This window comes from Streptomyces agglomeratus, from assembly GCF_001746415.1.
Taxonomy (GTDB): domain Bacteria; phylum Actinomycetota; class Actinomycetes; order Streptomycetales; family Streptomycetaceae; genus Streptomyces; species Streptomyces agglomeratus.
This window is the reverse complement of sequence record NZ_MEHJ01000001.1, coordinates 7118221-7131005: the sequence shown is the minus strand read 5'-3', so window position 1 is coordinate 7131005 and position 12785 is coordinate 7118221. Positions and strand designations below refer to the sequence as shown.

Here is a 12785-nt window from a genome sequence, read left to right as displayed (position 1 = left end):
ACAGATGGGGGGAATGCGGCGATGAGGGGGGAACGTCCTGCGCGTACCGGACGAAAAACGCCGGTCGGAAACCGGCAGGCAGTACCCGGGCTCTCTTGCCGGGAAGAAGAGAAACAGAAGAAGCGGGAAGAAGCGCTAGCCGTGGCCGTGCAGGGCCCGGCACAGGGCGTGGGAAGCCCGGCTCAGGCACTCCCAGGCTCCCGATGTGCTGCGACTCATGCTCTGGAGTGTACGGCCCCGGCGGCTGCCCGGAGCACCCCTGTGAGGGAGAGCCGGAGCCCCGGTGGCACACTGGCCGCCGATTCGCCGAAGGAGCACTCCATGCCGTTGATCCGCAATCTCAGCCGGGCGGTCCGCCGCGCCTACCGCCCGAACGTGGATCTCAGCCACCCCACCCGGTCCCCGCTCGGCAGCGCGGTCGTCAACTGCGTGGTGTACGACGACGGGGCCCGGAGGCCGGGCGACTGTCCGGCCGAGGAGGCCCTCGCGCGGGTCCGCAAGGCCGGCCGGGGCTTCGTCTGGATCGGCCTGCACGAGCCGTCCCAGGAGGAATTCGCCGGTCTGGCCGCCCTGTTCGGGCTGCACCCGCTGGCCGTGGAGGACGCCGTACAGGCGCATCAGCGGCCGAAGGTGGAGCGGTACGACGACGTACTGTTCGCGGTCTTCAAGACCGTCCACTACGTCGAGCACGCCGAGCTCACGGCCACCAGCGAGATCGTGGACACCGGCGACCTCATGGTCTTCACCGGCCCCGACTTCGTCATCACCGTCCGGCACGGCGGACGCGGCTCGCTCGGGCCGCTGCGCGAGGTCCTGGAGGCGTCGCCCGAGCGGCTCGCCATGGGCCCCGCCGCCGTGCTGCACGCCGTGGCCGACCAGGTGGTCGACGACTACCTCGTGGTGGCGGAGGCCGTGCAGCACGACATGGACGCGGTCGAGACGGCGGTGTTCAGCGAGCCGGCCGGGCGCGGCGACGCCGGCCGGATCTACCAGCTCAAGCGCGAACTCCTCGAACTGAAGCGGGCGGTGGCGCCGCTGGCCCGGCCGCTGCACCTGCTGGCCACCGACACCATGCCGGCCGTCGGCCCGGAGATCCGTACGTACTTCCGCGACGTTGCCGGGCACCTGGCGAGGACCGCCGAGCAGATCGCCGCCTTCGAGGGACTGCTCGACTCGATCCTTCAGGCCCATCTCGCGCAGGTGACCATGACGCAGAACGAGGACATGCGGAAGATCACCTCCTGGGCGGCGATCGTCGCCGTACCCACGATGATCTGCGGTGTGTACGGCATGAACTTCGACCACATGCCGGAACTGCGCTGGACGTACGGCTACCCGCTGGCCCTCGGCGTCATGGCCGTCGCCTGCTTCGCCATCCACCGGGCGTTCCGCCGCAACGGCTGGCTATGACCCCTTGAGCACGACGGCGCCGCCCACGACGACGGTCTGCGCGACGGTGCCGGGGATGTCCTCGGGCGCGACCCGGAAGATGTCGCGGGACAGGACGACGAAATCGGCGAGCTTGCCGACCGTCAGTGAACCCCTCTCGTGTTCCAGGAAGTTGGCGTACGCCGAACCCATGGTGTAGCCGTGCACCGCGGTTTCCACGTCGACCGTCTCGCCGGGCATCCACGGTTCGCCGCCGCCGAGGGGGCGGCGGGTCACAGCGGTGTAGATGCCCACCATCGGGTCCATCTCGGCGACGTTCCAGTCGCTGGAGAAGGCGAGCACCGCGCCGGCCTCGTGCAGGCTGCGCATCGGCCACGCCTTGTGCCAGCGGCCCTCGCCGACGTTCTCGGCCCAGTCCTTGCCCGGCCCGGCGATCTCGGGTGCGCTGTGGCGCGGCTGCATGCAGGCGACCACCCCGAGCTCCCGGAAGCGCGGGGTGTCCTCGGGGTCGAGGCATTCGACGTGGACGACCTGGTGGCGGGCGTCGCGCGGGCCGTTGGCGGCGCGGGCCCGCTCGACGGAATCGAGGACGGTACGGATGCCCCGGTCGCCGGTGGCGTGGACGAAGCACTGGAAGCCGCGGGCGTCCAGCCGGGTCAGCAGGGCGTCGAACTCCTCGGGCGGGTAGAAGGTCTCGCCCCGGTGGTGGCCGCAGCCGGCGTACGGCTCCAGGAGCGCGGCGGTGCGCGGCTCGACGACGTCGTCGATGTAGAGCTTGAGCGGGCCGACGTTCAGCCGGTCGTCGTCGAAGCGGCGGGCCGCCTCGGCGAAGTCGTCGAGGTCGGCGTCGGTGGTGCCGCGCGGGTGGAAGAGGGCCGCGACGATCCGGGAGCGGAGCCGGCCCTCGGCGCGGGCCCGCTCGTACAGGGCGAGGTCGTCGAGGGAGTTCTGCGGCTCGACGACGGTGGTGATGCCGTAGGTGATCGCGTCGTCGAGGCTCCGGGCCAGGCGCCCGTACTGCCGGTCGGGCGACGCCCACGGCACGCCGAGCGCGCGCAGGGTGCGGTGGCCGTCGCGGGAGAGGCCCTTGACGGCGAAGTCCTTGACGAAGCCGGTGGGTTCGCCGGTCGCCGGGTCGGTCTCGGCCTCGCCGAAGGGCAGGCTCGTACGGCCCTTGGAGATACCGAGGCGGCGCAGGGCCGCCGTGTTGAGCCAGGCGGTGTGGACGTCGTAGCTGAGGACGAAGGCGGGGGTGTCGCCGGTGACCGGGTCGAGGTCCGCCGCGCGCGGCATGCGGCCGTCCGGGATCGCCGAGTAGTCGAACGCCTCCGCCTCGATCCACTCGGCGTCGGGGTGGGCCGTGTGCCAGGCGCGGATGCGTGCGTGGATGCCGTCGAGCGTACGGACACCGGCGAGTTGTACGCAGGCGTCGTCGGAGCCGAGCCTGACGTGGTTGTGGGCGTCGATGAAGCCGGGCAGCACGAGCCGGCCGCCCGCGTCGACGACCTCGGTGTCCGGTCCGGTCCACTGTGCGGCGTCCTGGTCCGCGCCGAGCCAGGCGATGCGCCCGTCGCGCACGGCCATCGCCCCCGCCTCGGGCAGCCGGGCGTCGACGGTGTGGATGCGGGCGTTGACGAGGACCAGGTCGGCCCGGTCGGTGCGGGTCATGAGGGATGCGCTCCTGTACGAGTGGTGCGTGCGATACGGGTGGTGTGTGCGGTACGTGCGGTACGGCTGGTGCGAGTGGCTCAGCGGGCGGAACGGACCGGCGTGCGCGCGGTCAGCGCCCAGTACGCGAGCGCGGAGACGACCGAGCCGAGGAGAGTGAGGTCGGCGCCGCCGAGGGGGGCGACGAGGGGGCCGGTCCACAGTTCGGAGTCGCAGGTGAGCGCGGAGAAGGCGATTCCGGTGAGGAGGGCGGCCATGCCCGCCGGGTGGTAGCCGCTCCGGTACCAGTAGGCGCCGCCGGGTCCGGCGTGCAGCGCGTCGGCGTCGTAACGGCAGCGGCGCAGCACCATGTCGGTGAGGAAGACACCGCTCCACGGGGCGAACACGATGATCAGGAGCGAGAGGAAGGACAGCAGCGACTCGGTGAAGTCGGCGAAGAAGAGGGCCCAGAGGGAACCGGCGGCGGTGACTGCGGCGCTGATGAGGATGGCGCGCGACCGGCTCCACGGGATGCCGAGAACCTGGAGGTTCAGGCTGGAGGAGTAGAGCGTGATGATCGAGTTGGTGACCGAGCCGAGGAGGACGAGGGCGAGGAAGACCGGCTGGAACCAGCCGGGCAGCAGCTTCTCGGTGCCCGCCACGGCGTCGGTCATGTCGGTCTGCGTGGCGGCTGCGACACCGGCGACGCCGAGCGCGACCGAGGAGAGGAAGCCGCCGAGCGCTCCGCAGCAGGTCAGGGAGCGCAGCGAGGTGGTGGTGGGGAGGTAGCGGGTGTAGTCGGCGGGCATCGGCACGTACGAGAAGGGGCTGGACAGCATGACGACGAAGGCCAGGCTCCAGCCGGCCGCGCCCGGCCCGGTGGCGGGGGCGGTGGTGTCGGCGCCGGGCAGGACGAAGACGAGCAGGGCCCCGAAGCCGGCGGCCAGCGCGTACGCCATCCAGCGTTCGGCGAACTGCACGGTGGCGTGTCCCCACATGGCGACCGCGAAGGTCAGGGTGAGCGTGATCAGCAGGGCGAGGGCCCGTGCCGTGTCGCCGCCCTGCCAGCCGATCTCGGCGAAGAAGACTTCCAGCGCGAGGGTGCCGACCACCGTGTTGACGATGGTGTAGCCGATGCTGACGATCCAGTTGAGCACTCCGGCGGGCCAGTTGCCGCGCGTGCCGAAGGCGGCGCGGGAGATCACGAGGGTGGCCGTTCCGGTACGGATGCCGCTGAGGCCCGCGGCGCTGATGACGAAGAACGCCAGACCGCCGACGACCACGACAGCGGTCGCCTGCCAGAAGGACAGGCCGAAGGCGACGGCGAGCGCCCCGTTGATCACGTAGGTGAAGGTCAGGTTCGAGCCGAACCAGAGCCAGAAGAGGTCCTTGGCGCTGCCGTGCCGCTCGCCGTCGGGGATGCGGTCGATGCCGTGGGTCTCGACATGGAACACCTCGTCGCTCTGCTGCTGATCCGCCATGTGCGTTGCCATGCCACTCCCACCAGACCTTGAATGCCGTTCTAAGAGTTAGAACGGCATTCAAGATGCGGTGCCGGTCCCCCACCCGTCAAGACCCCGGCGCGAATCCGCGGCTAAGGTCATGACATCGGGTACGAACGGTCGAAGCGGTGGAGGGGGAAACGGGTGGCTGGAGCGGCGCGACGGCGCGACGGGCACATCGCCCAGGAGCGGATGCTCGAAGAGGCCATGGCGGTCATCGCCGAGCAGGGCCTCGCCGCGCTCACCATGTCCGCGCTCGCCGAGCGGCTGGACACCAGCGGCGGCCACATCCTCTACTACTTCGGCAGCAAGGACCGGCTGCTGCTGGAGGCCCTGCGCTGGAGCGAGAGCGACCTCGCCTCGGAGCGCCGGCTGCTGCTGGCCCGCCGGACGACGGCGGAACGCAAGCTCGGCCAGTTCCTGGAGCTGTACCTGCCGCGCGGACCGCGCGACCCGCGCTGGATGCTGTGGATCGAGCTCTGGGCCCGTACACCCGCGAACGAAGACCTGCGGCAGGCCCAGGAGGAGCTGGACCGGGGCTGGCAGGAGGACCTGGAGGCGCTGCTGAGCAGGGGTGTGGCGCGCTCACGCTTCGCCCCCATGGACATACCGGCGCACGCCTCGCAGCTGCTGGCGCTGCTCGACGGGCTGAGCACCCGGGTCGTACTGGGCCAGCGCGGCAGCGACCGCCGCCAGGCACTGACGGCGGCGCGGTCGGCGGCGGAGCGGCTGATTCCGCGGGTCGCCGGCTAGTCGGTACCCGGCGGGGCGGCTGATTCCGCGGTCGCCGGTCGGTCAGTACCCGGCGGGGCGGCCGAATCCGCGGGTCGCCGGTCGGTCAGTACCCGGCGGGGCGGACCAGTCCCGTCTCGTACGCGAAGACCGCGGCCTGGGTCCGGTCGCGCAGGCCGAGCTTGACCAGGATGCGGCTCACGTGGGTCTTCACGGTCTGCTCCGCCACCACCAGCCGGACGGCGATCTCCGCGTTCGACAGGCCCTGCGCTATCAGCGACAGCACCTCCGTCTCGCGTTCCGTCAGGTCGCCGACGCGGTCCTTGAGCGGGGCGCGGGGCGCGTCGGTCAGCCGGGAGAACTCGGCTATCAGCCGCTTGGTGATGTTCGGGGCGAGCAGGGCCTCACCGCCGGCCACCACCCGTACCGCCTGCGCGAGTTCGGCGGCGGAGGCGTCCTTCAGGAGGAACCCGGAGGCGCCGGCGCGCAGCGCCTCGTACACGTACTCGTCGAGGTCGAAGGTGGTCAGGACGAGGACCTTGACGGTGGCGCCGGCCGGCTCGGTGATGCGGCGGGTCGCGTCGATGCCACCGAGCACGGGCATCCGGATGTCCATCAGGACGACGTCCGGGCCGAGTTCCGCCACCTTGGCCACCGCGTCGAGGCCGTCGACCGCCTGGCCGACGACCTCGATGCCGGGTTCGGCGTTGAGCAGCACCGTGAACCCCTGACGGACCATCATCTGGTCGTCGGCGATCAGTACGCGGATGGTCATGGACTGCCCTCCAGGGGAAGTGTCGCCAGTACTTCGTAACCGCCTCCGGGAAGCGGCCCGTTGGCGAACTCACCGCCCAGCATGACGGTACGTTCCCGCATGCCCAGCAGACCGTGGCCGGGGCCCCGCGAGGGTTCGGCCGGTTCGTCGGGGGCGGTGTTGGTGATCCGGACGGTGAGACCGGCCGTGTGGTACGCGGTCTCCACCCGCGCCCGCGCTCCGGGTGCGTGCCGCATCACGTTGCTGAGCGCCTCCTGCACGATACGGAATGCCGAGAGTTCGACGCCGGGCGGCAGCGGGCAGGGCTCTCCCGTGATCCGGGTCGTGACGGTAAGCCCGGCGCCGCGCACGTTGGCGACCAGCTCGTCGAGCCGGTCGAGGGTGGGCTGGGGGGCGTGCCGCAGGGTTTGCGACAGGGTGTCCTCGGAGCGCAGTACGCCAAGGACGCGGCGCAGTTCGGTGAGCGCGCCGACGGCGTTCTCACGTATCCCCGCGAGGTTCTCCTTCAGCTCGTCGGACGGGTTCTCGACGAGGTGCGGGGCGACCTGCGCCTGGATGGAGATGACCGACATGTGGTGGGCGACGACGTCGTGCAGCTCGCGCGCGATCCGGTTGCGCTCCTCCAGGAGGGTGCGCCGGGACCGTTCCTCGCTGGTGAGTTCCTCCTGCGCAACCAGCGCGGTACGCGCGATCCGCAGTCCCCGCAGCGACGCACCGACCACCACTGCCGCGACGAGTACCGGGGCCGCCCGGTCCACGTCGAGGTTGTGGGGCTGGGTGGTGAAGGCGGTGCAGGCCACTCCGGCCAGCAGGCTGATCGCCAGCGCCCCGGCCGCGCGGCGGGGTCTGACCCGCAGGGCCAGCAGGAACAGCGCCCCGCTCTGGAGGAGGAGTCCGGGGATCGACCAGGGGTACAGCGTGTCCGGGTTCATCACGGGCTCGGAGATCCGCACCGTGACGACCATCAGGATCGTCGAGGCCCACCAGGCGCCCAGCGGCCGGGACATGCCCGCGACGAGCACCCCCGACTGAAGCAGGGCCAGCAGCACCACGTGATCGGGAATGCCGGCGCCCGGCGAGACCAGATCACTCACGTGCACCACGGCGATCGCCGTCGCCAGCAGTACGAGCAGTACCCCGAACACCGGCCGCCAGACCGGCCAGCCCGGCGACCCCATGGGGGGCAGCGGATCGGCGGGCGCCGTCCACAGGTCCTCGCGCAAGGTGCGGGGCAGCGCCCTCAGCGCGGCCACGAGCCGGCGCCCGTCGGTCTTCTTCACCGGGTCCACCCTAAGCACGCCGCACCCGCGCCTCCTGGGCGGGATGCCCTTCGCACACCACCCGGCCGGCCTTCAACGCCTCGCGCGGCCGCCCCTGTTCGTACGTACGGAACGCCGCCCGGCACACCCACAGCGCCCCGGCGAACACCGGCAGCCAGGCGGACCGGGCCGACACCCAGCCCCAGCCGTCGGGAACGGTGTGCAGGCCGGGCAGGGGCCCGCCCGCGAGCAGCCCGACGGCCGTGACCGCCATCAGCGCGGTCTGGTGCCAGAGGAAGACGGTCATCGCGGAGAGGTTGACCAGTGCCACCGCCGCCCAGACGGCCGGCCGCGCGAGCACGCGCCGCAGCGGGCCGAGCAGCAGCAGCGCCGCGCCGCACTGCGCGAGTCCGAAGGTGACGGCGGCGAGGGTGGGAGGGTTGAGGTTGGAGACGGCTGCGCCGGGCACACCGACCATGGACGCCGGGTAGCCGGCGAACAGGACCAGGAGCGCGGTGGCGAGCGCGCCGCCGGCCAGCAGGCCCCAGCCCGCCGTACGGCCGCGCAGGCTGCCCCGCGCCCAGGCCGCGCCCAGGCAGTACGGGACGAGCCAGCCGGCCGCGACGTTGAGCCAGCCGGGCCACGCGGGTCCGTCGAGACCGAACCGGACCAGGTCGACGTGCAGGACGAAGGCGAGCGGCCAGAGCGGGTGGAGCTTCGCCATCAGCGGGGTGGCCGCCGTGAGGGCCGCGAAGACCAGCAGGAACCAGAGCGGGGACAGCGCCAGCTTCAGCAGCGCGCGTACGGTCTCCGGGCCCGCACCGGACATCAGCATCACGCCGGCCGCCACCGCCCACACCACCAGTACGGCGGCGACCGGCCGGCCCAGCCGGGCCGTACGGGCCCGGAGCCACTGCCCGTAGGTCCCGCCGCGGGCGCGCCCGGCGGTGTAACTCTTCGCCCCCACCAGCCCGCCCACCAGGAAGAAGACCGCCAGGGTCTGGAACATCCAGGACACCGGGGCGAGTTGGGGCATGTAGTGGAGCGGGCTGGCGGCGCGTACCGTGCCGCTGTCCTCGACGAGGGCGGTCACCAGCCAGTGGCCGAGCACCACGCCGAGGATGGCCAGCGCGCGCAGCGCGTCGACGGCGCGGTCCCGGCCGGGCGGTGTCGCGGAGTCGATCCGGCGGACCAGGTCACGCATGACGGCCCTCCTCGGCGGGGGCCAGGCCCGAGACGATCCGGGCGATGTTCGCCAGGGAGAGGGAACCGGGCTTCAGGTAGTCGCTGTGACCGGCCCCGCCCGCCGCGAAGCCCCGTGCCCCGAACTCGCGCGACACCGGGTCGGCGCCCAGTCCGACGGTGCAGAAGGGGAGTCGCAACCGCGTGTGCGGTACGCGGGCGACCCAGTCGCCGGTGCCCCGGCCGGCCCACACGGTCGCGCGGGTGCGCAGCGCGGCGGCGTTGTCGCCGCCCGTGCCGGGGCTGCCGTACAGAACGATGTCCGTGACGTCCAGCCCGGCGGCGGCCCGGCCGCAGACCACGGAGCCGTAGGAGTGGCAGAGGAGGGACGTACGGGCGGTGGGCCTGGCCGCGGCCAGCTCCGCGACGAACCGGCGCAGGGCGGGGGCGGCGTCGTCGGCGCGGCCGGGGGTCAGCACCTCGGGGCTCACCGTGCCGGGGGTCCTGTACCCGAGCCAGGCGACGACGGCCGATCCCTCGCCCAGCTCCCGCTGGAGCGCGGTGGCGCCGGCTCTGAGCCGTGCGTACCGGTCGAGGCTGGTGTCCGACCCGGGGACGAGGACGGCGATCCGCCCGGCCCGTGACAGGTCGCCGAAGACTTCGGCGGCGCGGCCGCCGTCGCGGCCGTCGAAGGAGAGGAAGTGGCGGGCGGGGACGGCCATGGCGCGCAGCGCGGCGGCCCGCCGGTGGTCGCCGTGCCGCTCGGCCGCCCGTAGGGCGGCCCGGATGCCGTCCCGGCCTGCGGCGTACCGCCCGGCAAGGACGGCGGGGGTCGCGGCCCCGAGCGGGGCCAGGGCCGCGGGGGCGGGCGCCGGGACAGCCGACGGGCGGGCCGCGCCCGACACCGGCACGGCCACCGAGGCGATCACGAGCGCGGCGAGCAGGGTGCGGCGGCAGCGGCTGCTGCGGGGGCGGGACGCCATGGCAGGTGGTCCTTCCGTACCGGATCTCTTACGTGCTTCCGGTAAGGAAGTTATGGATCACACCTCGTGGTCGGCGTCCAACCGGGGAGGGCACCTTCCGCGTAGCTCTGAAGTACTACGGGTAGGGGTCCCGGGCCCGTCAGTGCGCGTTCTCCGTCGGGCGGAGGTCCTTGGGGATCTTCGCCCAGGTGAGCACCGCCGCCGCGAGCGGAAGTGCGGCGGCGAGCAGGAAGGTCGGCGTCATGCCCGCGGTGAAGGCCGTGGAGACCTTGTCCAGCAGTGCGGCCCCGGCCGGCCCGCCGATGTGGCCGGCCACGTGTGCGGCCTCGCCCACGGAGTCGCGGACGGCCGCGGTGGTCGCACCGTCCAGGCCGAGTCCGGGCAGGTGCGCCCGGTACAGGGCGGACGCGACACTGCCCAGGATGGCGACGCCCATCGCCGCACCGAGTTCGTAGCAGGTCTCCTCGATGGCGGCGGCGCCGCTGACGTCGCGCGCCGGGGCCGAGGCCATCAGGGTCACCGAGGCGACCGTGGTGGCGATGCCCACGCCGCAGCCGAGTACGGCCAGCGCGAAGGCGATCGACGGGTAGCCGAGGGTGCCGGTCCGCTGGAAGACCCACGGCAGCGCGAGGCCCGCGGTCATCATCAGCAGGCCGCCGCCGAGTACGTGGCGGATCTGGAGGCGGTGCATCAGGGCGGGCGTCACCAGAGAGGTGACGACCAGTCCGAGGGGTGCGGGGAGCAGTCGGATGCCTGCCTCCAGCGGTGTGTAGCCCTCGCCGTACTGGAACCACTGGGTGATCAGGAACAGGGCGGAGCCGAGCGCGATCATGCCGAGGAAGATCGCGGCGGCGGCGATGCTGAACGACCGGCCGGCGAAGAGCCGTACCCGGAGCAACGGCTGCGGAAGCCTCAGCTGGCGGCGTACGAACACGGTCAGCGCGACCGCTGCCACGGCCAGCAGCGCCCAGGCGACCGGGTCGGCGGGGCCGCCCTTTCCGAGCTGCTTGATGCCGCCCGCGAGGGCGAGCATGCCGACGACCGACTGCCCGACGCCCCACCAGTCCCAGCGGCCCTCACGCGGCTGACGCGATTCGGGGAGCAGCCACAGTCCGAACGCGATGACGGCGAGGGCGACCGGCACGTTGAGCAGGAACGCGGACTGCCAGCCGTTCTTCTCGACGAGCAGGCCGCCCACGACCGGGCCGAGCGCCATGCCGCCGCCGAAGACCGCGGCCCACACGGCGTACGCGAAGGCGCGTTCACGCGCGTCGCTGAAGACGTGCCGCAGGATCGACAGCGTCGACGGCATGATGGCCGCGCCGCCGACGCCGAGCAGTGCGCGGGCGGCGATGACCTGCCACGGCGCGGTGGCGAACACGGCGATCAGCGAGGCGAGCGCGAAGACGCCGAATCCGATGAGCAGCATGCGCTTGCGTCCCCAACGGTCGCCGAGCGCACCGGCGGTGACCAGTACACCGGACAGCGCGAGCGCGTACACGTCGATGATCCACAGCTGCTGCACGGAGCTGGGCTGCAAGTCCTCGACGAGGGACGGGAAGGCCACGTTGAGGATCGTGGTGTCCATCGCGATCAGCAGCAGGCTGCCGGAGAGGATCGTGAGGACGGCCCAGCGCCGGGGATCGAGCTGAGCCCGGGTGTCTTGCCGGGCGGGGGCGGGGTGCATGGGTTTCCTGTTTCGGGTCGTGCCGGAGGGAGCCAAATGACACCTCCCGGTCTCGCTTGAGACGTTAGTGTCTCAAATAAGACGCCAATGCGCACACCCATTTCACTCTTTCGCCCATTCATCCCGGTTTGCCTGCTTATCGCGCAGCCACTCCGAGGAGCCCCGTTATGTTTTTCGCGGTCCTGCAAGAGGGCCGCTGGCCTCCGAGCCCGGCATGACTGTTGCCCCCTGTCGATCGGATGACCTGGGGGGTGTCACCGGGCCCGAGGGGTGCCGTCGGAGACGCTGATGAGAGGTCCGACCACCGCCTGGCCGGGCGCAATGCCCGGCCGTTTGCGGGCGGCAGGTCTGCATAACGTGGATGCGCGAGAACGGCCCCGACACCCAGGCCGGCACGGCAACGACTGAGTGGGGGCACGGTGATCGACACCGAAGGCGTGGGCGTCTTCCTCGGCCTGGACGTCGGCAAGAGCACACACCACGGCCACGGGGTGACCCCGGCCGGAAGAAGGTCTTCGACAAGCCCCTCCCAACAGCGAGCCGAAGCTGCGGGCCGTCTTCGAGAAACTGGCCGCGAAGTTCGGCACCGTCCTCGTCGTCGTGGACCAGCCCGCCTCCATCGGCGCCCTGCCGCTGACCGTCGCCCGCGACGCGGGCTGCCAGGTCGCCTACCTGCCCGGACTCGCGATGCGGCGGATCGCCGACCTCTACCCCGGCGAGGCGAAGACCGACGCGAAGGACGCGGCCGTGATCTCGGACGCCGCCCGCACGATGCCGCACACCCTGCGCTCCCTGGAGCTGACCGACGAGATCACCGCCGAGCTCACCGTCCTTGTGGGCTTCGACCAGGACCTCGCAGCCGAGGCCACCCGCACCTCCAACCGGATACGGGGCCTGCTCACCCAGTTCCACCCCAGCCTGGAGCGCGTCCTCGGCCCCCGCTTGGACCACCAGGCCGTCACCTGGCTGCTCGAACGCTACGGCTCCCCGGCCGCCCTGCGGAAAGCCGGCCGCCGCAGACTCGTCGAACTCATCCGCCCCAAGGCCCCGCGCATGGCCACCCGGCTCATCGACGACATCTTCGACGCGCTCGACGAACAGACCGTCGTCGTTCCGGGCACCGGCACCCTCGACGTGGTCATCCCGTCCCTGGCCCGCTCGCTCACGGCCGTCCACGAACAACGCCGGGCCCTGGAAACCCAGATCAGCGAACTGCTGGAGGCCCACCCTCTTTCCCAGGTCCTGACGTCGCTGCCCGGCGTCGGCGTCAGGACCGCCGCCGTCCTGCTGGTCACCGTCGGCGACGGCACCAGCTTCCCCACCGCCGCCCACCTCGCCTCCTACGCCGGCCTCGCACCGGCCACGAAACAGTCGGGCACCGCGATCCACGGCGAACACGCACCCAGAGGCGGCAACCGGCAGCTCAAACGCGCGATGTTCCTGTCTGCGTTCGCCGCTCTGCACGACCCCGCCTCCCGCGGCTACTACGACCGCTGCCGGAACCGCGGAAAGACCCACACAAGCCCTTCTCCGCCTCGCCCGCCAACGCATCAGCGTCCTGTTCGCCATGCTCCGCGACGGAACCTTCTACGAGGCACGCGGCCCCGAAATAGCCCACGCATGACCAGC

The 12785-nt window shown here is 72.0% G+C and carries 9 protein-coding genes and 1 pseudogene; 3 read left to right on the top strand and 7 right to left on the bottom strand.

What is annotated here, in order from left to right; all coding sequences use genetic code 11:
* Window positions 1-321: 321 nt before the first annotated feature.
* Window positions 322-1410: a magnesium and cobalt transport protein CorA gene (locus AS594_RS31220; protein ID WP_069935590.1), complete on the top strand. Its 1089-nt coding sequence runs from the start codon at window positions 322-324 to the stop codon at window positions 1408-1410.
* Here AS594_RS31220 and AS594_RS31215 read toward each other — a convergent pair.
* Window positions 1405-3057, bottom strand: a complete 1653-nt coding sequence (locus AS594_RS31215; protein ID WP_069775432.1) for an amidohydrolase — start codon at window positions 3055-3057, stop codon at window positions 1405-1407. The two genes, AS594_RS31220 and AS594_RS31215, sit on opposite strands and share 6 nt — an antisense overlap.
* A gap of 80 nt (window positions 3058-3137) precedes the next feature.
* Entirely contained in the window at window positions 3138-4529 is a 1392-nt protein-coding gene (locus tag AS594_RS31210; protein WP_167368055.1) for a purine-cytosine permease family protein, read from the bottom strand.
* Between the two features lie 153 nt (window positions 4530-4682).
* Here AS594_RS31210 and AS594_RS31205 point away from each other — a divergent pair, with 153 nt between their 5' ends.
* On the top strand, window positions 4683-5291 hold the full coding sequence (locus tag AS594_RS31205) for a TetR/AcrR family transcriptional regulator (RefSeq protein WP_069775405.1): 609 nt from the start codon (window positions 4683-4685) through the stop codon (window positions 5289-5291).
* 85 nt (window positions 5292-5376) lie between these two features.
* Here AS594_RS31205 and AS594_RS31200 read toward each other — a convergent pair whose 3' ends face one another.
* From AS594_RS31200 to AS594_RS31180, 5 genes are all read right to left on the bottom strand, one after another.
* Window positions 5377-6045, bottom strand: coding sequence for a response regulator (locus AS594_RS31200; protein WP_069775434.1), 669 nt, complete (start codon window positions 6043-6045; stop codon window positions 5377-5379).
* Window positions 6042-7334 (bottom strand): sensor histidine kinase, encoded by a 1293-nt coding sequence (locus tag AS594_RS31195; RefSeq protein WP_420877906.1) that lies wholly within the window; start codon window positions 7332-7334, stop codon window positions 6042-6044. Before AS594_RS31195 ends, AS594_RS31200 begins: the two co-directional genes overlap by 4 nt.
* 1 nt (window position 7335) lies before the next feature.
* Complete coding sequence (locus AS594_RS31190) at window positions 7336-8508, bottom strand: acyltransferase family protein (RefSeq protein WP_069775436.1); 1173 nt, start codon at window positions 8506-8508, stop codon at window positions 7336-7338.
* Window positions 8501-9469, bottom strand: coding sequence for an alpha/beta hydrolase (locus tag AS594_RS31185; protein WP_069775437.1), 969 nt, complete (start codon window positions 9467-9469; stop codon window positions 8501-8503). The genes AS594_RS31190 and AS594_RS31185 overlap by 8 nt, the downstream gene beginning before the upstream one ends.
* Window positions 9470-9608: 139 nt before the next feature.
* Window positions 9609-11156 carry an MFS transporter gene (locus tag AS594_RS31180; RefSeq protein WP_069775438.1) on the bottom strand — a complete coding sequence of 516 codons (1548 nt, stop codon included), beginning with the start codon at window positions 11154-11156 and terminating at the stop codon, window positions 9609-9611.
* A gap of 419 nt (window positions 11157-11575) precedes the next feature.
* Between AS594_RS31180 and AS594_RS31175 the strand changes: the two are divergent.
* Window positions 11576-12780, top strand: a pseudogene (locus tag AS594_RS31175) (IS110 family RNA-guided transposase).
* The last annotated feature ends 5 nt before the right edge of the window (window positions 12781-12785 follow it).